Origin of the sequence: Flavobacterium limi, from assembly GCF_010645075.1 — a bacterium.
In the GTDB taxonomy this organism is placed as follows: Bacteria; Bacteroidota; Bacteroidia; order Flavobacteriales; family Flavobacteriaceae; genus Flavobacterium; species Flavobacterium limi.
Genome location: NZ_JAADZV010000003.1, coordinates 493,174 through 519,135, shown reverse-complemented (window position 1 = coordinate 519,135; position 25,962 = coordinate 493,174). Strand labels below are relative to the sequence as shown.

Below are 25,962 nucleotides of genomic sequence, written 5' to 3'. Positions count from 1 at the left end.
ATTAGTATTTATTAATTAGGGATTTAGTAATACTTTAAATATACAAATAAGATTACCATCATTTACTATGAAACTATTTGAAGATAAAATACGTGAAGATAATCGACGAGCTTCATTCGGTGACAACATATTCAATTATTATGACAATAATCAGCAAACAAAAATTACCGAGATTAGAGAACTATTAAATAAGTGGTTTGAAAATTATCCAGAAGAAAATAAAGTAGAACTTAAACAAAATTTCAAGAATAGTTTTAATGATGCTTTTTATGAATTATTTGTACACGAAACTTTCTATCGTCAAGGCTATATTCTTGAACCACATCCTTTATTAGAAAATTCAACAAAGAAACCAGATTTTTTAGCAAGAAAAGGCGAAGAAGAATTTTATATTGAAGCAACAACAGTATCTTCCTTGTCAGAGTTGGAAGTTAAACAAGAAAATTTTAAGGCAAAATTCATTGATGAACTTAATAAAATGAACTCCCCTATTTTTTGGTTGGGATTGGATAAACTTGAATTTAAAAAGAACAATTTTCCCAAAGTAGGTAAACTACGAAAGGCATTTGAAAGCGAACTGAATAAAATAAATCCTGCGGAAATTGAAATTCGAGAAAAAAATACTTTATTAACTAACCATTTGAAATATGAAGATGATAATTTACTTATAATCTTATCACTTTTTATTAAATCAGAAGCTGCTAAAAATAAAAAAGATATTAGACCTATTGGATTTCAGTTTTCTCCTGTTACTATAAAAGATGCAAGCGAAGATTCAAATAAAATTCTTAAAAATTTTAAAGATAAAGCGAGAAGGTATGGAGTATTAAATAAACCATTTATAATATGCTTAAATCTTGATTTCAATTTTAATTTAAAATATGATGTAGATTGGGCTTTTAATAATACAAATAGCTTCAATTCTATCTCACCAAAATTCACAAAAGTATCTGCTGTATTTGTTAGTAATGTAAACGTAGGTAATATTTTTAATCTTCCAAAGCATAGGTTAATTGTAAATCAACATTCGGCATATCCAATAGAAATGAAAAATCTAAAACTTTCTTTCGAAAATCAACAGGTAGAAACAAACAAAAAGGATATTGATAATATACTAAAATTGAATGGGCAGAAACACTTTGGAATAACTTTCTAAGAATGTTTTATTCTGTATACTAAATATGTTGAGCGCTCGCAAATTTTTTTATAAGTTATCCCCGTAGGAGCTTCCAACTCGACCCCATAATCAAATCCCAAACCAGTCAAATTCAAATATTTAATTCCAAAACCATTGAATTAATTCAATATTTTTATAAAAAACCATAAGTACCTTGTGTTGCTCAAATAAACACAAAACTTATGAAAAAAATCTACTATGTAATGCTGTCGCTTTTGGTGTCGGCATCCGTTTCGGCAACTACTTATTATGTGACACCAACGGGAACTGCTACCAATTCGGGTTCGAGTTTTTCTTCTGCCCTAAACTTTAAAACAGCTGTTGGCAAAGCTGTTGCGGGAGATGTTATTTTATTACAGGCCGGAACTTATACCATTGCATATACTGCCGGAGCTAAAAACACGATTTCTTTTACTAAATCAGGAACTTCGGCAAGTCCTATCAAAGTTGAATGTGTCAACAACGGAAGAGCCATTATCGATTTTTCGTTTCCGGATCAGGAATGGGTACAGGATTCATTCGGGTTTAGCATTACAGGTTCGTATTGGAGTTTCAAGGGAATCGCCATTACAAGAGCAGGCTATCAGGGCGCTTATGTAACGGGTTCGAATACTACTTTCGAAAATTGTGCTTTTTACAACAACCGAAATACCGGTTTAGAAATTAACAAAGGCGGTTCGAATACAACGGTAAAAAACTGCGACGCTTATCGAAATTACGACCCTAAAAAGAAGGGAAGTATGGCAGACGGTTTCGGTCCAAAACAAACTCAGGGTCCGGGAAATAAATTCATCAACTGTCGTGCCTGGGAAAATTCAGATGACGGTTACGATTGTTTTGACAGTACGCAAAAAGTAACTTTCGAAAACTGCTGGGCAATCAGAAACGGAGTAGACGTTTGGAATTACGGCGGTTTTACAGGAAACGGAAATGGTTTTAAAGTAGGAGGGAATTCTGTTCCGGCAGATAATGTACTGACCAAATGTGTTGCCATAGGCCATCCCAAAAAAGGATTCGATCAAAATAACAATACCGGAAGTATCACAGTTTATAATTGTACAGGATTTGGAAACAACATCAATTTTGGCTTTGGTAACCCTGTACAATCCGGAAAAAAACATATTTTCAAAAATAATATTTCCTTATCCGGAACAATTTCCATATCAAATGCAACTCAGCAAAACAACTCTTGGAATTTAAGTGTCACTGTAAACACTTCTGATTTTACAAGTACCAGTACTGCACTTGCCATTGGAGCAAGACAATCAAATGGTGATCTTCCAACAAATTTACCTTTTAAATTAGTTCAGGGAAGCGATTTGATAGACAAAGGGACCAATGTGGGACTTTCTTATTTCGGCAGTAATCCTGATTTGGGTTATTCGGAAAGCAATTTTACAACCGCTAAAAAAATAAATACAGATTCAAATGTGGAAACAATAGAAGATACAAATTCTGGTTTTACATTTAATTACTATCCGAATCCGGTAAAAGACATCCTTACTATTGAATTAGAAAATGAAATAACAAAAGGAGCCGTGATTGAATTATTTGATTTATCAGGTAAATTAATTCTGAACAAGAATGTGAATGAGCAAACTCAAATTTTAAATTTAGAAAATCTTCCTGCAGGGGCTTATATATTGACTTTAATAAATGCCGGAAATAAAATTAGCAAACGTATAATTAAACATTAGACTGCAGAAGAAGCTACAATTATTTAGATTATAACTCATTAAAAATCAAAAAGTCGCAAAGTCATAAAGCCTTTAAAATCTCACGATAGTAAGGTTATGATTTGCGACTTTAGAGTTAGTAAACTCTGGTTTTCTATATAATTTGACTACTTTGTGTTTAATTCGCAGCCTGTATTCTAAACCACTTTTGCTATTTGTGTGTTTACACGGATATTATTAGGAGCACTCAATCCCGGTGTTTCATAAGTGGTAAAGTCTAGATTAACACCCGGTCTGAAAATCAGGCAGTGCGTTGAGCCTCCAAAATGAAACATTCCCAATTCGTCGCCTTTTTTTACAATGTCGCCGGCTTTTACTTTTATTTGGCAGCTGGAAACCTCTGCCATACCCACAGGCATTACGCACATAAGTCCAATCGCCGGATTATCTGCCTCAATAAATATAACAGCCCTTGTGGCAACAGCTGTTAAAAAGGGTTGCGAATTATTAGGTGCACTCGAATCGGCGCCCTCCGGATTGTAGAAACCCTGATAAAGATTTTCTAAATAATAAGAACCGTTTACAATAGCTGTTTTTACGATTCTGCCGTTTACAGGACTGTGCCAGCGGTGGTAACTCAGGGCACTCAAAAAAGCCTGGTAAACTGTTCCTCCCTCAAATTGAGGCGCTAATTCATCAAAATTCAGCATGTTTTCTAACGAATAAGGCTGCCCTTTTAACCAAAACTGATCTGACAAAGCCACATTCTTCGCCACTTGCAAAGGTGCCGACTCGCAGGCGTTTACAATAATCGAATCATCATCGGGTGCAGTAACAGGTCGAACATCCGGACAAAACAATCTTGTGAAAAAATCGTCCCAGCTTTTGAATCCGTAATAAACATCTGAAGGATCAGATTGAAAGACGTCAGAAAATGTGGCGCCGACAGGAATCGGATTCGGTTCTAAACCTAAAGCTCCTTTAGCAACGTCCATCATTTCAGACTGTGCCAATTCGCTCAGCCATGCAATTACGTTTTCGGATGGGTCATTTTCGATCAAAACATAACGTGAATCTTCTGTAGTCAAAAATTTAGACCAGTAGTTTAATATTTTTTTCAGTTGCTGATTAACCAATGCATTTGAAAAAACATCATACCCAAAATTGGTTGCCATGGGCCAGGCCAAAAGGGCATTGATAGGAAAACCAATCATACCTGCAGGAGTTTGATTTCCGGGAGCACCGGTTTGATAAGCTTCGGGAGCGGTTTGCATGATTCCGTTTAGTAAAACAAGGAAATCCTCAAAATTCACAGGTTCCGGTTCCCATTGCAAAGGTGTGTTTTGTTTTAAAAAATGAGCTTCGGCAAACATTCCCTGTACATTGGCATATAAAACAGGATCTGAATAGACCAGATTCTGAAATTCGGCAATTTCAGGAATGAGTGGTGATGGATTTTTTTTGGTAAACTCTTTGATTTTTAGAGTCCAGTTTTCTATAATTTGTGGGTCTTGTGGTAACCAGTTTCCCAATAATTGTTTCGCTTTGATAAATGTAGTTGCTTCCATGGTCTTTTGGGTTAAAATTTCTACCGAAGGTATTTTAGAAAATAATGTAAAAATTTTAATTGGGTACAGAAGCTTATTTTGCTGTTATGAAAGAGTTCTTATTGGTGATAGTAAACTAAAGAACTTGGCAAACGGATTGTAATTAGAGACTAATTTTTATTGTTCAATAAAAAAACACATAACGTTTTGGTTATGTGTTTTTTGATAATCAAAAAAGATAATGTTCATCTTTAGCCCCGATTGAAGTGAAAATCCTCTTGTACTGGGGTTCAGTACAAGAGATTACTTCACTATACTTATATTGTTATTGGAGTTCAGTGAACTTCGTTTGAAACGGAAAGCGGGACGATGTTTACTGAAAATGCCTAATCTTTCTGCTTCAAAAAATAAGAATATATTTCAGGTAAATTAATTTCCGGTCTTTTTTCGACCTTCAATATTCGGCAGAAACCCAGTAATTACCCCAATCAACGGAAGAAACGCACAAATCTTAAAAACATATTCGATACTGGTAGCATCAGCAATTTTTCCTAAAACAGCAGAACCCAATCCGCCCATTCCGAAAGCAAATCCGAAGAAGAGACCCGCTACCAGACCCACTTTTCCCGGCAGTAATTCGGTCGCATAAACCAAAATCGCTGAGAAAGCAGATGAAAGAATCAATCCGATAATTACAGATAAAGTTCCAACCCAAAAAAGAGAAACATAAGGCAGCATTAAAGTAAAAGGAGCAACACCCAGAATTGAAACCCAGATTACATATTTTCTTCCAAAACGGTCGCCAATTGGCCCGCCGATTAATGTCCCCGCAGCTACTGCTCCTGAAAACAGAAATAAATAAACCTGCGATTGCTGAATCGAGATATGAAACTTGTCAATCAAAAAGAACGTGTAATAACTCGTAATGCTCGCCATGTAGAAGTATTTGGAGAAAATCAGCACCAATAAAATAACCAACGAAGCAATTACTCTGTTTTTAGACAAATGATGTGTTTCGATTTTAAGAGCCGATTTATTAGCAATTCTTTCAGATAAATGTGCGGTGTACCAAAGGGCAATTTTATACAAAGCAAAAATTCCGATCAGGGCGATAAGACAAAACCAGGCAATATAACTTTGGCCGTGCGGAATCACAATAAATGCCGCTAATAAAGGACCAATGGCACTTCCGGCATTTCCGCCTAACTGAAAGATCGACTGCGCCAGTCCTTTTTTACCGCCCGAAGCCAGATGCGCTACTCTGGAAGATTCCGGATGAAAGATCGAAGACCCGATTCCGATTAAACTCACAGATAACAAAAGATACATAAAGCTGGAAGCAATGGAAACAAGGAACAACCCGGTCATGGTAAATAACATTCCAATAATCAGCGAATAAGGCTTCGATTTTTTATCGGTATACATTCCAACAAAAGGCTGAAGAATAGAAGCAACGATCTGATACGTAAAAGTGATAATTCCGATTTGAGAAAAACTCAGGCTGAAATTGTCTTTCAGCAAAGGATAAATAGATGGAACCACTGCCTGTAAAAGATCATTGATCAAATGCGAAAAGCTGATGATAAATAGGATAGAGTAGGTTGTTTTTTTGATTATGTCAGGATGTACTTTAGAGGTTTCCATTGCGTTGTTTTAGATTGTAACTGGTTTTGAGATCACAGCTGTATTATTTTTTACAAAGGTGAAAAGAAATAACGGTGTCTTAATTACTATATTTGGACAATGAATAACGATTATCAGACATACAAAGTAGTTGATTTTGGATTTCAGATAAATCCTGAATTACCAGTTGTAGGTTACACAGAAATGGTAACCGATGCCGTTTGCATATCACATTCGCATCCGCGTGCACAACTCATTTATGCTACCAGCGGAGTAATGAATGTTGTGGTTAATAATCAGATATGGGTTGTAAATCCGTTGCAGGGACTCTGGATTCCGGGTGATACTGAGCATCAGGTGACGTTTCAGAAAGATGTTAATTTATATAGTGTCTACGTCGATCCTTCGTTTATGGATGGATTGCCGAAAATCAGTTTTTCTTTTGATATTTCGGTATTTCTAAAACAATTGGTTTTCAAAATCATTTCTTTTGGAACTGATGGAGATATTTCGCCCTCCAAAAGAAGAATCATCGATGTATTCCTGGACGAATTAGCCTTAATCGAACCAAGTGCCACTTTTCTGCCCACGACCAATCATGAAAGACTGCAAAAAGTGGTAGAACTTTTATTGGAAGATGTTGCAAGCAAACATTCGATAGACTATTATGCAGAAATAGCATTCATGAGCAGCAGAACATTATCACGATTATTCATCAAAGAGCTCGGCATGAATTTCAGTGACTGGCGTATCCGCTTAAAATTACTGGAAGCGATAAAACGATTAGGCGAAAAACAATCGATAAAAGAAATAGCATTCGATTTGGGTTACGAGACAGCGAGTGCTTTTATTCATATGTTCAAAAAACATTTAGGAACAACGCCTGCTAATTATATTGATACGACTTCTGAAAATGTATAATCATTGCTGTTAAGAATTGGATTTAAAATAACAGTTTAAAATTCTTTCAAAAACATAGAAATTTGTTAATTTCAGGATGGTGCAGGACAGTGCAGGTTGTAAAATGTAAAAATAACACTTATCTTTAGTCCCAAAAAATAGTTGTATGCGAAATCGATTTCTAAATTTTAAAAAATTATTTGTTTTTACAGTTTTATTTTCTTCCGCACTTGTATTTGCTCAGGAAAATAAACCCGCCACATGGATTTGGTATCCAGGGGATTTTGAAATTTGGTTAAGCAATAAAATGCAGGTAAGACGTACCGAACGCGAAGCAGTATTTCCACCGCTATGGCAATATTACAGCCCGTATGCTCTTGTAACTTTTCAGACAGAAGTTGATATTCCACAACCGGATGAGGTGAAAATCTACTCAGAAGGACCATTTCAGTTACTTTTAGACGGTGTCCAGATTTATGGACAGCCGAAATCAATAACAGTTCCTGCAGGAAAACACAAAATTTCCTTTAAAGTGTATAATCAGGAGGTGTTACCTGCGATTTACATTAATGGTAAATATGTTAAGTCTAATGCCTCCTGGCAGGTAACCAATGAAGATAAACTCTGGATTGATGAAAACGGAAAAGCACAACAATCCGGTACCCCATGGGTTCCTGTTGGTTCCTGGAATTTTAATGCACCGGAAAATAAACCTTCCGGATTTAAATTAACAACAAAACCTTTGAATGCCACAAAAACAGAAAAAACAGGAACTGGTCAGCTGGTAGATTTTGGTAAAGAAACTTTTGGTTATATTAAAATTCACGGTTTAAAAGGGAAAGGGAAAGTAGCACTTTATTACGGTGAATCCCGCGAAGAAGCCTTGGATTCTGCCAAATGCGAAACCTTAGATCATTTATCTTTTGATGGAAAACAGTCTGAAACCTACACACATGACGGGTCCAAGGCATTCCGCTATGTTCAGGTACAGGCAGATGCAGGGGTAAAGTATGATTCGATTTCGATGCTTTATGAATATTTACCATTAGACTATCGCGGTGCATTCAAATCTTCAGATCAATTATTGAATAAAATTTGGGATGTTTCGGCGTACACTATGCATTTAACGTCCCGTGAATTTTTTATAGACGGAATCAAACGCGACCGTTGGGTTTGGTCCGGGGATGCATATCAAAGTTACTTGATGAATTATTATTTATTCTTCGACTCTGCTTCTGTAGAACGAACGATGGCAGCGCTTCGCGGAAAAGATCCTGTAACAGCTCACGTAAATATCATTATGGATTATTCACTGTATTGGTTTGTGGGTGTTTACGATTACTATTTACACACTGGCGATACGAAATTTATTAAAACTTTTTATCCAAGAATGAAATCACTAATGGATTTCTGTTTAGAAAGAAGAAATAAAAACGGATTCCTGGAGCCATTAGAAGGGGACTGGGTTTTTATTGACTGGGCAAACGGACTGCCAAAAACTGGTGAAGTTAGTTTTGAACAGATGCTTTTAGCAAGAAGTTTAGAAGCCATGGCAGTCAGCGCTGAAATTGCAGGCAAAAATGAAGATCAAAAAGAATATCAAAAATTAGCTTCGGATTTAAAAACTAAATTATTCGATGTGTTTTGGGATAAAAAAGAAAACGTGATGAAGCATCAGCGCATCGACGGTAAAATGCAGGACATTGTAACCCGATACGCTAATATGTTTGGTATTTTCTTCAATTATTTTACTGAAGAACAAAAACAAAGCATCAAAAATAAGGTGTTGCTCAATGATAAAGTCCTTCAAATCACAACTCCCTACATGCGTTTTTACGAGTTGGAAGCCTTGTGTGCCATGGGCGAGCAGGATTACGTTTTAAAAGAAATGAAAGAGTATTGGGGCGGAATGTTAAAAGAAGGTGCTACCTCTTTCTGGGAAGAATACAATCCAAATAAAAAAGGAAAGGAACATTTAGAAATGTATGGACGCCCTTACGGAAAAAGCCTTTGCCACGCCTGGGGTTCCAGCCCAATTTATTTGCTTGGAAAATATTATCTGGGTGTAAAACCAACCGCTCCGGGTTATGCTGAATATGAAATCAAACCGAATTTAGGCGGACAGCAATGGATGGAAGGAAAAGTGCCAACCCCAAACGGAGAAGTTTCTGTGTATTGCAGTACCAAAGAAATCAAAGTAAAAGCTTCTGAAGGGGAAGGAAAATTGATTATTGAAAGTTCAACTAAACCAAAAGCAAGTTCAGGAACAATTACGCAATTGGAGAAAAATAAATATCAGTTAATTGTTAAGCCGAATGTGGAATATAAAGTGAGTTATAAAGCGATTTAAGTTCTGAGTACTTAGTGATTAGTAAATAGTAATTAGTCCTTAGTTTTTAAACGTTTAGTTTGTCATTTCGAGGAACGAGAAATCACATCCACAGAAACAACGTACTGTATGGATTCATCAAATGCGATTCCTCCTTCGTCGGAATGACAAGAAAATTAAAAAATAAAACCCAATGTTTTCAAAAAATAAAAAATACAATTTCACATTAAGAGCCACTTTTCTGGTACTGTTTTCAATCTGCATTCAATTTGCAGAAGCACAAAATGCTTGGAAACCAGCAACATTTGAAATCGTAAAATCAAATTATAAAACGTTCAAAACTTCTCAATACGCTCACGTTTTTTCGGGAAGCAAACACAATATTGTAGGTCTGGCTCCTGAATTACTGGGATTGACAGGAATTGAATTGCCTTTAGGTGCTTATAAAAAAGGAACGAATGCTCCGCTAAAACTAAAATTCAAAGAACCGGTTCAGCTTTTGGTTGGTGTTTTTCAGGAGAACAATTCTGAATATCTGCAACCAAATGCAATCGAAAACGGCAAATTGATTCTTGAAAATGGAGCAACCATTACAGGTTTAGCTCCGGTAAATATTTATGCAATCGCTTACGCTAAAGGAACACACATAATTCTCCCAAACGCTAAAGGATTATTTGCCATTTTAGGAGTGGTAAAAAACAGTCAGCAATTGACAGCAAGAAACGCTCAGCTATTAGACGGAAAACTTTGGAATCCAACTTACATTATTGAAGGATTCTCAGACGAAAAACCGCTTTTCGAAATTATCGGAGGAGAAAACAAACCTGTTATCGACGAAGGAATGCCGGGAACTGAAGGAATTCAGGGAGGTTTTGAAGGCGGTCGTGTGGTAAAAGTGGGTGATACGTATCATATGTTTCCAACCGAAAGAGCTGGAGAAATTGGTGTTGAATATTATTACGATCGTGTAAAAACTAAAATTGGTCACTGGACGAGTAAAGATGCGATTCACTGGAAAAGAGAATCCACCATTTATCAGGCAAGCGGAACATATGCGATTACCGAAGATGATAATCCAATGAACGATCGTCGTGGCGCGATTTGGTCCTACATGCCTGTTTTTAATGAAAAAGCAAACAAGTGGTACGGCTATTATTTGGCGTATACGGTTCACAAAGAAATTCAGCCCAACCATTCTTTTGGAAGGATTTGGAGATGCGAATCGACAGTAGAAGGAATCAACGGAATTGGCGGTCCTTACAAAGATATGGGCATCATTATGGAACCGGGTCTGGATTCACAGCCTTGGGAAGGTCGTCAGGGAGTCGCTTCTTTTTTTCCGTATAAAGTCGGCGATAAATATTTCGGATTTTACAGTGGAGCTTACCCTTTTGAATCCTGGGCAGATTATCCTAAGAAATCCGGAAAAGGCTGGTTTGTTGCTTTGGCGGAATCGAATAGTTTAGAAGGTCCGTGGACCAGATTGAACAAAGGTTTAGAACCAATAAAAACCATACATCCTCAATTCGTAGAAAACCCAATCGTAAGCCAATTGCCAAACGGTTTATACATTGCCGTTTTTGATGGAGGTCCGGAAGGCTGGGGACATCATTTACCGAATATGATTGGATATACGCTTTCAAAAGACGGAATCAATTGGGGCGAAGCGCGCTATCTGCCAATAGAAACCAAAGTAGAGAAAACCTGGGATATTATGAGAACACCATTATGTTTAATTCCAGAAGGCAATGATGTGTACACCATTATCTATAATACAATTGACCTGAAAAAACGATTTCATCCAACCGGAATGGTGAAAGTAAAGCTGAATAAAGAAGTAATGGACTCCAGATTGAAGGAATTGAAATAAGAATAAAGAACATAGAGAAAAGAGTAGAGAAACCTGAATTCGATTATTGATTTTTTCTACTTTTTGAGTTCTAAAAAGCACAATATTTCTCCTTAGCCCCGATTGCAGTGGAAATCCTTTTTATTTTTTCTTTAAAAATAAAAAGATTGCAACGGAAAGCGGGAGGGATTTTGAAAGTAAAACAAATGTTCTGCTCCAAAAAAGAAAAGAAAATTCTGTATACAAAATACACCAACAAAAAATGAAAATTAAATACCTATTTATGGCCTTTTCAGCAATTGTAATAAGCAGTTGTGCCACCAAATACAAGAAGCGTGAAATCAACGAAACCGTAATGCAGGAGATTTACAACGAAATCAAAACGCCATACAAATACGGTCTAGTAATGGTACCAACGGATAACTCTTATAAAATGGATTGTCCTTCTGTATTTCGAAAAGACGGAAAATGGTTTATGACCTATCTGATTTACGACGGAAGAGGCTACGAAACCTGGCTGGCAGAAAGTGATGATTTATTACATTGGAAACATTTAGGAAAAGTAATGTCTTTCTCAGAAAATGAAAAACACTGGGATGTCAACCAAAAAGCAGGCTATATTTCATTGCAGGATCCAACCTGGGGCGGGAGCTACGAATGGGAAAAATACGATGACAAATACTGGATGAGTTATTTTGGCGGTGACAGCAAAGGCTACGAAGCAGGCGTTTTATCAATCGGAATGGCGTATACCAAAGAGTCTCCGACAAAACCACACGAATTTCAACGATTGGAAAACCCGGTTCTGACTCCAAAAGACAAAGACGTAAGCTGGTGGGATAACAGTACAATGTACAAAAACTCCATAATTCGTGATAAAGAGAAACTAACTGGTCACAATTTTATCATGTATTACAATGCCCGCGGTGATAGTATAAATCCGGCCAAAGGAGCAGAACGAATTGGAATGGCAGTTTCGAATGACATGAAAACCTGGAAACGTTTCGGTAAAAATCCGGTACTGAACAACCATAGAGGGATTACTGGCGATGCTTTCATTCAGAGAATCAATGATACCTGGGTGATGTTTTATTTTGGTGCTTTCTGGACAGGTTGGGATCAGGGAGCGTTTAACCGTTTTGCAGTTTCCAACGATTTAATGCATTGGAAAGACTGGAAAGGCGACAATTTAATTGAATCTTCAGAACCTTACGATAATATGTTTGCACACAAATCATTTGTCGTAAAACACAATGGAGTAGTATATCATTTTTACTGCGCCGTAAACAAAGCAGAACAAAGAGGAATTGCAGTAGCGACTTCGAAAGATTTAGGCAAAAGTGAAACGAGTTTTGTGGCTCCGCCGGAGAAGGTTAAGAAGAAATAAGTAGAGTCGGGTGTAAGATGTTAGAAGTGAAACGTAAAATGTCTTATACGATAAAACTCAGTTAGTAATAGTTGTTTAGTATTCAACAGATTAAACCAAAGTAATTTGTCTAGTAAGGGCAATTGAATCAAATAATAATGAAACAAAATATAAAAACAATGTTTACGTCAACATCAAAATACAAAAATTCATTTTTCAGGTTTCGATTTTCGACGCATATTTTACAATACACATTTTACATTTTACTTCTAACATCTTATACCTCGCAGTCACAATCCGTAACCGGAGAACCTGCGGGAGTTCCCGAGCTACATAAAAAATACGAGTTCGCCCCTTGGGAAGATCCAACAGTAACCAGTATTAACAGACAGCCATCACGTGCAACAGCCTATTCATACGCAAGTGTTGAAGATGCCTTAAAAGGGGACAGAACCAAAAGCCGAATTCAGATGCTGAACGGCGATTGGGATTTTAAATATGCCGTAAACTTAAAAGAAGCTTCAAAAGATTTTTACAAAAGCACCGTTTCGGGCTGGGATAAAATCGAAGTGCCTTCCAACTGGGAAATGAAAGGTTACGATAATCCGATTTATAAAAGTGCCGTTTATCCGTTTCGACCGATAAATCCGCCTTATATTCCTAAAGATTATAACGGAGTTGGTTCCTACCAAAGAAGTTTTACGGTTCCTGAAAACTGGCAAGATATGACCGTGACTCTGCATTTCGGAGCTGTAAGTTCCGGTTTTGAAGTGTGGCTGAACGGAGAGTTTTTAGGCTATGGAGAAGATAGTTTCCTGCCATCCGAATTTGATATTTCACCTTATCTGAAGGCTGGAGAAAATGTAGTTTCCGTACGAGTGATTCGCTGGGCAGACGGTTCATATTTAGAAGATCAGGATCACTGGCGCATGAGCGGAATACAGCGTGAAGTTTTTATAATGGCTGAGCCAAAATTACGCATTCAGGATTTCTTTGTTCAGACCAAATTAGACAAAAAATACGAAGATGCGATTTTCAAACTGCGTCCGAAAGTAGAGAATTTGACAGGAGAAAAAATCAAAGTCAAAGATTATACAATGAATGTTCAGTTGTACGATGACAATAATACGGCAATGTTCAAAGAACCGCTTCAAAGACCTGTACTTGATTTAATTAACGAAAGTTACCCTCGTCTGGATAATGTACGTTTTGGATTCTTTCAGGAAACAATTAAAAATCCAAAAAAATGGAGTTCAGAAGAACCGAATTTATACACAATGGTCATTTCCATAAAAGACAAAAACGGAAATGTAACTGAAGCCAAAAGCTGTAAAGTCGGTTTCCGTTCGATTGAATTTTCGAAAGAAAACGGTAAAATGCTCATCAACGGAAAAGAAACGTATGTGTATGGCGTAAACCGCCACGATCACAATCCGGTTCGCGGAAAAGCCGTTACCAGAGAAGATATTAAGCAGGATATCACAACAATTAAGAAATATAATTTCAATTTTATCCGTACCAGCCATTATCCAAACGATCCTTATTTCTACGAATTATGCGATCAGTACGGAATTATGGTGATGGACGAAGCCAATCAGGAAACACACGGAATTGGCGGAAAATTAAGCAACGACCCAAAATGGACCAACGCTTACCTGGAGCGTATGACCCGAATGGTTGAAAGAGATAAAAATCACCCGTCAATAGTGATGTGGAGTTTGGGTAATGAAGGCGGAAAAGGACCAAACCACGCAGCAATGTCGGGCTGGGTTCACGATTTTGATATCACACGTCCGGTGCATTACGAACCGGCACAAGGAAATGCAAAATTAGATGGTTATATCGATCCGCTTGATCCGGGATATCCAAAAACAATCGATCACGCCTACCGTTTCGAAAACCCGCAGGATGATTCATATGTTGACATGGTCAGCCGTTTTTATCCAGGCGTTTTCACACCGAAATTTTTAGTAGATCAAAAGAAAGATACACGTCCGATTATTTTTGTGGAATATTCTCATGCAATGGGGAATTCGGTTGGGAATTTAAAAGAATTGTGGGATGAATTCCGTTCGCTTCCAAGAGTTATTGGAGGCTGTATCTGGGAATTTAAAGATCAGGGATTAGTGAAATTCGATTCAAGATCAGGTCAGAATTATTTCGCTCACGGTGGAGATTTCGGCGAAAAATACCATGATGGAAATTTCAATACAAAAGGAATTGTAGACTCTAACGGAAAACCAAAAGGTTCTCTTTTCGAAAATAAATGGGTATATCAGCCGGCAACTTCAACCTTAAAAGAAGGCAATATATTAGAAATAAAAAACCGCAGTGCTGTTAAATCTTTAGCGGTTTATATTCCGGTTTTGAAGATTTTAGAAAACGGAAACGTAATCAAAACACAAATTTTAAAACCTTTCAATCTAGAAGCAGGACAATCCACAACATTAAATGTGAGTCAGTATCTTCCAAAAATGAAAGCGGATGCAGAATACATTTTGAACATCGAATTCCAGCTTTCGAAAGACGAGTTGTGGGCTTTAAAAGGATACGCTGTTGCAGAAGATCAGTTTCTGCTGAAAAAGAAGGAAGTTGTTGTAGAATCCAAAAAAGGAAATCTAAACGTTTCCGAATCAGATGCTGATTTTAACATCAAAGGAAAATCTTTCGATATCAAAATCAATAAAGAAAATGGAGCCTTGAGTTCGTATGTTTTCAATGGAGAAGAACAACTTTTTGCACCATTGCTTCCAAATTTTGTACGTCCGCTAACAGACAATGACAAGAGAGGATGGAAATCGCAAAAGCTTTTGAAACAATGGTACAAAGCGAAGCCAAAATTGGTTAACGTTAAAATCGACAAATCGGCTTCTGATATTAAAATCACAAGTGATTACGAAATTATAAAAGACAGTGCGAGTGTAAATGTAGTGTACAACATCAGTCCGGACGGAGTAATAAAAGTAGATTACAGTTTAAAAGCTTCAGATAAACTGCCTAACATCCCGAAAATCGGAATGCAGATGGGCGTTCAAAGAAAATTCGATCAGATTTCCTGGTACGGAAAAGGAGAACTTGAAAATTACAACGACAGAAGTTTTGGCTCGTTTGTTGGTAAATATTCACTGCCAATTAACGATTTTATCGAGCATTATCCAAAACCACAGGAAAACGGAAATCGTTGTGATGTAAGATGGATGGCATTGACAACGCCTCAAAAAAATCAAGGTTTTATGGTAGTTAATGATTCCAAATTTTTGAGTATGAGCGCTTGGCCTTATACACAAGAAAACCTAAGCGCATCAGGTCATACCTATGATTTAAAAGATCCAGGATTCTTGACGGTAAATATTGATTTAATGCAAATGGGAGTTGGAGGAAATGACAGCTGGACTTTGGTAGCTCAGCCAATCGAACAATATCAGATTAAATCAGGAGATTATCAGTATAGTTTTTATTTGACGCCTTTCAGCGGTTCGAAGAATCAGTTGGAGAGTAGTTTGAAAAAATTTAAGTATTAATAAAGTCATTGCGAGGAACGAAGCAATCTCATAACGAGAGCAACTAAGTGTGATTGCTTCGTTCCTCGCAATGACAAAACCTCCATAAAATGTTTCAAAAAAAACACCTCTTTTTTATCCTCCTTCTCGCAAGCTTCGTCACTGCACAGGAACTCCATAAAAAAGAATCTTTTCAGCCAACACTAGAATCCTCCAAAACCTGGGTATATTGGTATTGGATGAAATCGGCGTATTCTAAATCCGGAATAACAGCAGATTTAAAAGCGATGAAACAAGCCGGAATTGCGGGCGCTTATTTAATGACTATTAAAGGTCCGGCAAATCCGCCATTGATCGATCCTCCTGTTTTACAGCTGACGCCTGAATTTTGGGATATGATTAGTTGGGCTTTTAAAGAAGCAGATCGTTTAGGTTTGAAACTGGCTTTTCATGGAGCAGATGGATTTGCCGTTGCAGGCGGACCTTGGATTACGCCAGAAATGTCGATGCAGAAAGTGGTCTGGTCAACGACTGAAATTTTAGGAGGAAAGAAAATCACTTCAAAATTGGCAGTTCCAGAACATTACAAAGACTATTATAAAGACATTGCGGTTTTTGCTCTTCCGATAAAAGAATATCAGACGACTTCGCAAATTCAATTACCAAAAGTAACGACATCTAACAATACCGATGCTTCATTTTTGGCTGATCCTAAAAAAGATGAAAATTTTAAGTTTGCTGATGCAGGCTGGATTCAGTATGAATTTGCTCAGCCTTTTAGCTGCAAATCTATTGTAATTGAAACCAAAGGAAGAGATTATCAGGCACAGCGTTTAATCGTTGAAGTAAGCAATGACGGAGTTAATTTTAAATTCCACGAAAGACTGATTGCACCACGTCACGGCTGGCAGGATATGGATTATCCAAACACGCATACAATCGCACCAGTTACCGCAAAATATTTCAGATTTGTGTATGATCCGGTAGGAACAGAACCAGGAGCTGAAGATTTGGATTTTGCCAAATGGAAACAGAATCTGAAAGTAAGTAAAATTACACTTTCGAATCAGTCCTTAATCAATAATTATGAAGGAAAATCAGGAGCAATCTGGCGTTTGACTCCGGAAACTACAGACAAACAAATTCCAAATTCAGAAGCATTCAAAAAATCAGAAATCATCAATATTTCGGGTTTTGTTGACGCTGACGGAAATCTGACATGGAAAGCACCAAAAGGGAAATGGAAGATTATCCGAATGGGCCATACTTCAACAGGACATGAAAATGCAACTGGCGGAGCGGGAAAGGGATTGGAAGTGGATAAATTTAATCCGGAATTAATTCGTTTTCAGTTAGATCATTGGTTTGGTGAAGCAGTTCGTTCTGCTGGTCCGGAAGTAGCTTCAAGAGTTCTGGAAATCCTTCATTTTGATAGCTGGGAATGCGGAAGCCAGAACTGGTCTTCGGTTTTTCAAGCTGAATTTAAAAAGAGGCGCGGTTATGATATTGTGGATTATCTTCCTGTAATGGCAGGAATTCCGGTAGAAAGTGCCAATTTCTCAGAGAAAGTTTTGTACGACGTCAGAAAAACAATTGGTGATTTAGTAGCCGATAAATTCTACGGAACCGTTGCCCAGATTGCCAAAGAATATAATGTTAAGTTGAGTTCAGAAAATGTAGCGCCAGTTGTTACGAGCGATGCATTGCTTCATTATAAATATGTCGATTATCCGGGTGGTGAATTTTGGCTGAAAAGCCCAACGCACGATAAACCTTTTGATATGGTTGATGCTATTTCGGGCGGTCATATTTATGGAAAAGACATTATTCAGGCAGAATCTTTTACAGCTTTGCGAATGGATTGGGACGAACATCCGGGAAATCTGAAAACAACTGCCGACCGAAATTATGCTCTGGGAATCAACAGACTGTTTTACCATGTTTTTGTTCATAATCCGTGGACGGACAGAAAGCCTGGAATGACTTTAGACGATATTGGAACTTTTTTCCAAAGAGACCAAACATGGTGGAAACCCGGAAAAGCCTGGTTTGATTATTGTCAGCGCGTTCAGTTTCAATTGCAAAAAGGAAAACCTGTAATTGATCTGGCGGTTTTTATCGGAGAAGATTTTCCTTCTCGTTCTTTCGTTCCGGATCGTTTGGTGCCTTTTATTCCGAATGTTTTTGGAAAGGAAAGATTGGAAAGCGAGAAAATCCGTTTGGAGAATGAAGGTCAGCCAACAGCTAAAATGCCGAAAGAAGTGACGTATTCTAAAAATATTACCGACTTATCACAATGGATAAATCCGCTAAATGGTTATCAATACGATTCTTTTAATGCCGATGTTTTAATCAACAGAGCAAAAGTTCAAAACGGAAAAATCACTTTCGGAGGCGGAATTGAATATGGTGCTTTGTTGTTTCCTGGAAGTCACAAAATGGCGCCGAATAAAATGTTGTCTTTGGCTTCTGCCGAAAAAATACTGCAATTATTAAAAAATGGAGCAACGATTTTTGTGGATGAAAAACCAACTATTCAGCCAGGAATGCAATCTGAAGAAAATCAAACGAAATGGCAGAATGTGATTGATGAAATCTGGAATAACGCCAATTCATCTTCATGGAAAATCGGTAAAGGAACGGCTGTAAAATTACCTTATTTTGGGAACGATTTTGCTTCAATCGGAATAACTCAAGACCTTTATTTTCCAAATCTGAACCGAGCTGATTCGGAAACAATTGCCTGGGCTCACAGAAAAGCAGAAAATGAAGAAGTATATTTTCTTTCGAATCAAAAATCAGAAAAAAGATTATTTGATGCTTCGTTCAGAATAGCAGGGAAAGTTCCTAAATGGTACAATCCGGTTGCCGATAAAACATCGGCTTTAGCCAATTGGAAAATTGAAAACGGAAGAACAATTGTTTCGATAACTTTGGAAGCTAATGAATCGGGTTTTGTAATCTTTAATGAAGAAACAAAAGAGGAGTTAGCTAATACAAAAGAGGCTCAATTTGAAACCGTTCAGGTTTTAGATGAAAACTGGGAATTACAATTTGATTCGGAATATAAAGGCCCAAAAGAAGTAGTAAAAATTAACAGGCTTTTTGACTGGTCAACATCAGAAAATGAGCAGATAAAATATTATTCGGGAACAGCTTCATATAAAAAAGAATTTGTCTGGAAAGGAAAAGCTTCTGATAAAATCTGGATTGATTTAGGCGAAATTGCCAATATCGCCGAGGTTTCGATTAATGGAAAAGACTGTGGGACACTTTGGACATTTCCTTTTAAAAGTGATATTTCGAATGCATTACAAAAAGGAAAAAATACAATCGTAATAAAAGTGACCAATACTTGGGCAAACCGTTTAATTGGAGATCAAAAGTTGCCTGAAAACGAACGTTTGACTTGGACAACTGCAAGATACAGATTGGAAGGAAATCCATTGTTGAAATCGGGATTGTTAGGGCCAGTGACGATTGTGAAAGAGAAATAATCAGGATGTGAGTCATTGCGAGGAACGAAGCAATCACATAACGAGAGCAACTACTGAGATTGCTTCGTTCCTCGCAATGACTTTTGCACCGAAAAGGTTTGAAAAGGAAGTTATAATAGAAAAAATATAAAATGAAAAATATCAAATACATTCTTGTAATAGCAATGATTTTAGCTAGCCTTCAAATCAATGCAAAAATCAAACTGCCGGCATTGTTTTCCGACAATATGATGTTGCAGCAAAAGTCAAACGCACCAATCTGGGGCTGGGCAGAAAAGAATGCAAATGTTACCATCAAAACATCATGGAATTCTAAAATCTACAAAACAAAAGCCGACGCTTCCGGTAAATGGAAAACCGAATTGCAAACACCAACTGCAGGCGGGCCATTTACAATTGAAGTTACAGAAGGAAAAGAAAAAGTAACCATCAAAAACATTTTAATTGGCGAAGTCTGGCTTTGTTCTGGTCAATCGAATATGGAAATGCCTTTGAAAGGATTTCAGGGACAGCCTGTTAAAAACGGAAACGAAATCATTGTAAGATCAGCTAATAAAACCATTCGTTTAATTACGATTCCGCGTGCTACAGTTTTGGAACCAAAAGACGATTTTGAAGGAAAATGGGAAGAAGCTTCTCCAAAATCAACTTCAAATTTTAGTGCAACGGCCTGGTATTTTGGTTCGCTTTTACAGGAAGTTTTAAATGTTCCTGTGGGACTGATTCATGTTTCGTATGGTGGTTCTAGCATGGAAGCCTGGATGAACAAGGAAATGCTGAAAGATTTCGCAAGCGCTAAAATTCCGACTACAAAAGAAGAATTGGCAAAAGATCCAAATCGTGTTCCGACAACTTTGTTTAACGGAATGCTTTCGCCGGTTATTGGCTACGGAATCAAAGGCTGTATCTGGTATCAGGGCGAATCCAACTATGAAAGAGCCAATGAATATACGGCTTTGATGAAAAAAATGGTAAGCAGTTGGAGAACCATGTGGAATCAGGGAGAATTTCCGTTTTATTTCTGCCAGATTGCACCGTTTAATTATGCTTCATTTCATCCAAAAGATTACTTGGAGAATTACAATTCGGCTTATTTGAGAGAGGCGCAGTTTAAGGCTTCAAAGGAAATTCCGAATTCGGCAATGGCGGTTTTAATGGATGTAGGTGAAGAAAATAACATACACCCAATGGACAAGGAAAAAGGCGGAAACCGACTGGCGTTTCAGGCTTTAGCAAGAACATACGGAATGGAAGGTTTTGAATTCGAAAGTCCGAAATACAAATCAATGGAAATTAAAGACGGCGCTGTAACGGTTTCTTTTGATGATGTTGCTAACGGAATAACAGCTTATGACAAAGAAGTTACTGGTTTTGAAATAGCGGGCGAGGACAAAGTTTTCTATCCGGCGAAAACCGTGGTAAGAAGAAAGTCGGTGGTTTTGACTTCTGATAAAGTTACAAAACCAGTTGCGGTACGCTATTTGTGGAAAGATTTCGCCAAAGCGGAGTTGTTTAGTGCAGGAGGTTTGCCGGTTTCTTCATTTAGAACGGATGAATGGTAATATATACTAGGCTCCTGCAAGGTTTTCAAAACCTTGTAGGTGTCTGATTTATAATTTGAAAAGTGTCAAAATAATACCTACAAGGTTTTGAAAACCTTGCAGGAAACGAAAAAAATGAAACACATAAAATACATACTTCTGTTCGCCACGTTTTTACTCAAAGCGCAAATCCCTGTGCTTGATAATTACAATCAGGTTTGGACAACTCAGAGCCAGAATTCATCAGAATCAATGCCTTTGGGAGGCGGTGATATTGGTATGAATGTCTGGGTCGAGAAAGGAGATTTGTATTTTTATTTTTCGCGAAGCGGAACTTTTGACGAACATAATACTTTACTGAAATTAGGTCGTGTAAAAATCACTTTAACACCAAATCCGTTTGAGGGAAAAGATGGTTTTCATCAGGAATTGAAACTCAGAGACGGTTATATTTTAGTTGGACAAAAAGATACCAAAATCAAACTTTGGGTTGATGTTTTTAAACCGATAATTCATGTTGATTTAGAAAGTAAAAATCCGTTGAAAATGACGGCTTCTTATGAAAACTGGCGTCATCAGAACCGTATTTCAAAAGGAAAAGAAAATAATGCTAATTCTTATAAATGGGCACCTCAGGGCGATCTTGTTAATTTTAAAGATTCGATTGCTTTTGAAAATAACGGACTTAAATTCTATCATCGAAACCGCGAACAAACCGTTTTTGATGTTGCGGTAAAACAGCAGAAAATGGAATCGGTGAAAGACCAGATGATGAACCCGATTGCTAATTTAACTTTCGGCGGATTCATGAAAGGCGATAACCTAAAACCGGACGGAACCTATCTTGGGAAATATCAGAATACCGATTTCAAAGGTTTTAATTTAACGAGTGTAAAACCTTCAAAAAAACATTCGCTGGAAATTTATTTAAACACTAGTCAGTCTGATTTTTCTATTTGGGATAATGGTTTAAAAAGTTTTATTTCCTCGAATAAAAATACAGCAAAACAAGCTGAGAAAAACACCATAAAATGGTGGAATAATTTCTGGAATCGCAGTTTTATTTTTGCACAAAAAAATCAATCTACGGCAAAAGATTCGGTGTATCAGATCGGGCAGAATTATCAGTTGTTCCGTTATATGCTTGGGTGTAATGCCTACGGAAAATACCCAACAAAATTCAACGGCGGACTTTTTACGGCTGACCCCGTTTTTACTAATCCTGATTTGAACTTTACACCCGATTTCAGAAATTGGGGAGGTGGAACGATGACAGCTCAAAACCAAAGATTGGTGTATCATCCGATGGTGAAAAGCGGTGATTTTGATATGATGAAATCACAGCTGGATTATTATCTGAGCATTCAGAAAAATGCCGAATTAAGAAGCAAAGTTTATTGGAACCATAACGGAGCATCTTTTACAGAACAATTAGAAAATTTCGGCTTGCCAAATCCTGCCGAATATGAATGGAAACGTCCCTCCGATTACGATCCGGGAATGGAATATAATGCCTGGCTGGAATATGAATGGGATACTGTTTTTGAGTTTTGCCAGATGATGTTAAAACAGAAAGAATATGCGGGAGAAGATATTCAGAAATACAATCAGTTTATAATAAGTTGTCTGCGTTTTTTTGACGAACATTATCAGTATTTAGCCAAAAAAAGAGGCAGAAAAGCGTTGGATGGAAACGGACATTTAGTACTGTTTCCTGGTTCTGCTGTCGAAACATACAAAATGACAAACAACGCTAACAGTACCATTTCAGCATTGAAAATAATTACGGAAAGTCTATTAAACCTTTCGGTAAATCAACTGTCAAAAGAAGACGTTGAATATTTAAAAGCATTTCAAACCAGAATTCCGCCTTTGAATTTTGGTACTATCGAAAATCACAAAGTATTGCTTCCGGCAAAAACATGGGAACGCATCAATAATACCGAAGTGCCACAATTGTATCCGGTATATCCGTGGGGAATTTACGGAATTGGAAAACCAGATTTGGAAACCGCTTTGAATACGTGGAAATATGATCCCGATGCGATAAAATTCAGAAGCCACATTGGCTGGAAACAGGATAATATATTTTCAGCACGATTAGGTTTAACCGATGAAGCAGCAAAATATAATACTTTGAAAATGGCCAATTCAGACAGACGCTTCCCCGCATTTTGGGGTCCCGGGTTTGACTGGGTTCCGGATCACAACTGGGGAGGAGCAGGAATGATTGGTATGCAGGAAATGCTTTTGCACGAAACCGATGGAAAAATTTATCTTTTTCCGGCCTGGCCAAAAGAATGGAACGTTCGTTTTAAATTGCACGCGAGACAAAATACAACGGTAGAAGCGGAACTGATAAACGGCGAATTGAAAGTTTTAAAAGTAACTCCGGAAGAAAGAAAAAAAGACATTATAAATCTGTTAGGGATTTCAATAGAAGAAAAGAAGAAACTAAACTAACTAGTACCGATAAAATGATTAAGAAATTTTTTAGCACTGCTGCATTGGCAATGCTTTTAACAGCCAATGGGCAGGCACAGAATAAGCAAATTGTAAAAGTCGATTTTGATTTTTTCCAAAGAAGATTAGAAGAAGTTCATGCTCCGGGTTATGATTCGTGGGTGGTGAATGAAAAGAAAGAAGACCAAAAGACTTTTAATGGTGTAACATTCAAATTGAAAGGAAATTTTACCTCAAAATGGTATAAAGTAGGGATGAGCGCTCCGTTCTATAATAAGTTAGGCGCTGACGGATTGGTTACAGCTGAAAATCTGGAAATGAAAATCAGTGGCTTAAAACCGGGCAAACATACACTTCTGACATTTCATAATGCGTTTGATGTAATTACAGGGAAAACATTTTCCCCGATAAAAATTTATGTAAATGGGAAATTGACAGAAACGGTAAATGCAAGCCTGAGAGTAAATGCGAAGGCTGATGCTTCTATGGCATATATTTCTTTTAATGCAGTAAAAGCGAAAGAGGTTGTTATTCGTTTTGAAATTGATCCTGCAACCAATCCTGATGTTGTAAAGCAGATTGTGATTAATGGTTTTGAAATCGATACGCCGAACTTAATGAATCAGGCGCGTTCTCCCAAGCCGGAAAATGCAAACGAACATGTTGTTACAGCTGATAAAAAGGTTTTGCTGGAATGGGATGCTTCAAAAAATGCTGTGGCGCATAAATTGTTTTTTGGAGAAGATAAAAACACTGTTGCCAATGCGACTGAATCTTCAAAAGAATTCAAAGGAAAATTAACTGACAAAACATTTTCAGTTTCAGATTTATACAGTGGTTCAACGTACTACTGGCGTGTTGATGAAGTAGATGCTAAAGGCAATGTTACTTTAGGAAACGTATGGTCTTTCAAACCGGCACAGCTGGCTTTTCCCGGAGCAGAAGGTTACGGACGCTTCGCCGTTGGAGGACGTGGCGGAAAAGTAGTTGAAGTAACCAATCTTAACGATGACGGTCCGGGAAGTTTACGTGACGCTGTCAATCAGGAAATCGGACCGAGGACTATTGTGTTTAATGTTTCTGGTAATATTCAATTGAAATCAAGGTTAGTAGTTAATCAGCCCTATATCACTATTGCCGGACAGACAGCTCCGGGCGAGGGAATTACGGTTAGCCGTGCGCCAATTGGTCTTACGGGGAATGATGGTGTAATTCGATTTTTGAAAGTTCGAATCGGTGGTGGAACGACTTTTGACGGAATGGGATTAACGGGTGCTGATTACAGTATAATCGATCACTGTTCAATCAGCTGGACGATTGATGAATCATTCAGTTCAAGAGGAGCGCATCATATTTCGTTACAGAGAACTTTAATTTCCGAAGCTCTGAATGTTGCCGGACACGATAAATACGAAGCTGGAAAAATGCACGGTTATGCAGCGACAATTGGTGGTGATATCGGAAGTTTTCATCACAATTTACTGGCACACAATTATGGCCGTAACTGGAGTATCGGAGGTGGTTTGAGTGGTGACGGATTTTATACCGGAAGAGTCGATATTAGAAATAATGTGGTTTACAACTGGGGAAAAAGAACTACTGACGGAGGTGCAAACGAAGTAAATTTTGTTAACAATTTCTATAAACCCGGAGCTTCAACAGGTATTTTTGTAGCTTTGAATGCACAGCATGAAGGAGTTGGAAAAGGAATGCAGCGTTATTTCTTCGACGGAAATATAATGCCGGGTTATTTTGACGAGAAATCTCAGGATAAAGGAAGAAAAATGACGGTTACGAATAATGAAAAAGTAGAGTATGAAACTTTCGTAGACAAACCTTTCTTCGATTCTTATGTAAATACACAGTCAGCAAAAGGAGCTTATAAAAATGTACTTTCTGATGTGGGTGCGAATCAGCCGTTTTTTGACAAACACGATAACCGAATCATTGATGAGACATTAAAAGGGACTTTTACATATAAAGGAAGCAAAAGCGGCCTTGGCGGAATGATTGATAATGAATCAGATGCCGGAGGATGGCCTGAGTTTGCATCTGAAACCCGTCCTGCTGACTGGGATACGGATCATGATGGTTTGCCAGACTGGTGGGAGAAAGCATTCAGTTTAAATGAAAATTCGAAAGCAGGGGATTTTTCAGATGCTAATTCAGATTTAGAGGAAGACGGATTTACACAATTGGATAATTATTTAGACTGGATGGCACAGCCGCATTTCTTTGTGAAATCTGGAGAACAAACCGTTTTAAATGCTGCGGATTATTTTAAAGGATACGAAGCAAGTCCTGTATTTACGTTTTCGGATCTTACAAACGGAAGAGTAGTCTTAAAAGGAAAAGAAGTTCAGTTTAGGCCTATTGAGCCAGGGTTGGCATCTTTTGTATTAACCGTTAAAGATGCAGACGGAGATACAATGAGCCGTACAATTAATTTCCTTGTAAAGTAAATCTATGAGAAATGTTTCACGCAGATTTTAGA

The 25,962-nt window shown here is 37.6% G+C and carries 13 protein-coding genes; 11 read left to right on the top strand and 2 right to left on the bottom strand.

What is annotated here, in order from left to right:
* Positions 1-67 precede the first annotated feature (67 nt).
* Both GXM16_RS09345 and GXM16_RS09340 read left to right on the top strand, forming a co-directional pair.
* Positions 68-1,156: a hypothetical protein gene (locus tag GXM16_RS09345; RefSeq protein ID WP_163394097.1), complete on the top strand. Its 1,089-nt coding sequence runs from the start codon at positions 68-70 to the stop codon at positions 1,154-1,156.
* Between the two features lie 203 nt (positions 1,157-1,359).
* Positions 1,360-2,874, top strand: coding sequence for a T9SS type A sorting domain-containing protein (locus tag GXM16_RS09340; protein ID WP_163394096.1), 1,515 nt, complete (start codon positions 1,360-1,362; stop codon positions 2,872-2,874).
* Positions 2,875-3,050: 176 nt separating this feature from the next.
* Here the strand turns inward: GXM16_RS09340 and GXM16_RS09335 are convergent, their stop codons facing one another.
* Both GXM16_RS09335 and GXM16_RS09330 read right to left on the bottom strand, forming a co-directional pair.
* Positions 3,051-4,421, bottom strand: coding sequence for a phosphatidylserine decarboxylase family protein (locus tag GXM16_RS09335; protein ID WP_163394095.1), 1,371 nt, complete (start codon positions 4,419-4,421; stop codon positions 3,051-3,053).
* A gap of 408 nt (positions 4,422-4,829) precedes the next feature.
* On the bottom strand, positions 4,830-6,044 hold the full coding sequence (locus GXM16_RS09330; RefSeq protein WP_163394094.1) for an MFS transporter: 1,215 nt from the start codon (positions 6,042-6,044) through the stop codon (positions 4,830-4,832).
* Between the two features lie 99 nt (positions 6,045-6,143).
* On the opposite strand from GXM16_RS09330, the gene GXM16_RS09325 reads away from it, so the two are divergent.
* The 9 genes from GXM16_RS09325 (at position 6,144) to GXM16_RS09285 (ending at position 25,930) form a co-directional block, all read left to right on the top strand.
* Positions 6,144-6,944: an AraC family transcriptional regulator gene (locus GXM16_RS09325; protein WP_163394093.1), complete on the top strand. Its 801-nt coding sequence runs from the start codon at positions 6,144-6,146 to the stop codon at positions 6,942-6,944.
* 145 nt (positions 6,945-7,089) lie between these two features.
* Positions 7,090-9,273, top strand: coding sequence for an alpha-L-rhamnosidase-related protein (locus tag GXM16_RS09320; RefSeq protein ID WP_163394092.1), 2,184 nt, complete (start codon positions 7,090-7,092; stop codon positions 9,271-9,273).
* 172 nt (positions 9,274-9,445) lie between these two features.
* Complete coding sequence (locus GXM16_RS09315; RefSeq protein WP_163394091.1) at positions 9,446-11,122, top strand: glycoside hydrolase family protein; 1,677 nt, start codon at positions 9,446-9,448, stop codon at positions 11,120-11,122.
* A gap of 241 nt (positions 11,123-11,363) precedes the next feature.
* Entirely contained in the window at positions 11,364-12,488 is a 1,125-nt protein-coding gene (locus GXM16_RS09310) for a glycoside hydrolase family protein (RefSeq protein ID WP_163394090.1), read from the top strand.
* A gap of 137 nt (positions 12,489-12,625) precedes the next feature.
* Complete coding sequence (locus GXM16_RS09305) at positions 12,626-15,988, top strand: glycoside hydrolase family 2 TIM barrel-domain containing protein (RefSeq protein WP_229684258.1); 3,363 nt, start codon at positions 12,626-12,628, stop codon at positions 15,986-15,988.
* An 89-nt stretch (positions 15,989-16,077) separates the two neighbouring features.
* Positions 16,078-19,464 (top strand): glycosyl hydrolase, encoded by a 3,387-nt coding sequence (locus tag GXM16_RS09300; RefSeq protein ID WP_163394089.1) that lies wholly within the window; start codon positions 16,078-16,080, stop codon positions 19,462-19,464.
* Positions 19,465-19,595: 131 nt separating this feature from the next.
* Positions 19,596-21,026, top strand: a complete 1,431-nt coding sequence (locus GXM16_RS09295; protein WP_163394088.1) for a sialate O-acetylesterase — start codon at positions 19,596-19,598, stop codon at positions 21,024-21,026.
* A 114-nt stretch (positions 21,027-21,140) separates the two neighbouring features.
* The gene (locus GXM16_RS09290; protein WP_163394087.1) at positions 21,141-23,468 is read left to right on the top strand and encodes a DUF5703 domain-containing protein; all 2,328 of its coding nucleotides are present in this window, start codon (positions 21,141-21,143) and stop codon (positions 23,466-23,468) included.
* 14 nt (positions 23,469-23,482) lie between these two features.
* The gene (locus GXM16_RS09285) at positions 23,483-25,930 is read left to right on the top strand and encodes a pectate lyase family protein (RefSeq protein WP_163394086.1); all 2,448 of its coding nucleotides are present in this window, start codon (positions 23,483-23,485) and stop codon (positions 25,928-25,930) included.
* Positions 25,931-25,962 lie beyond the last annotated feature (32 nt).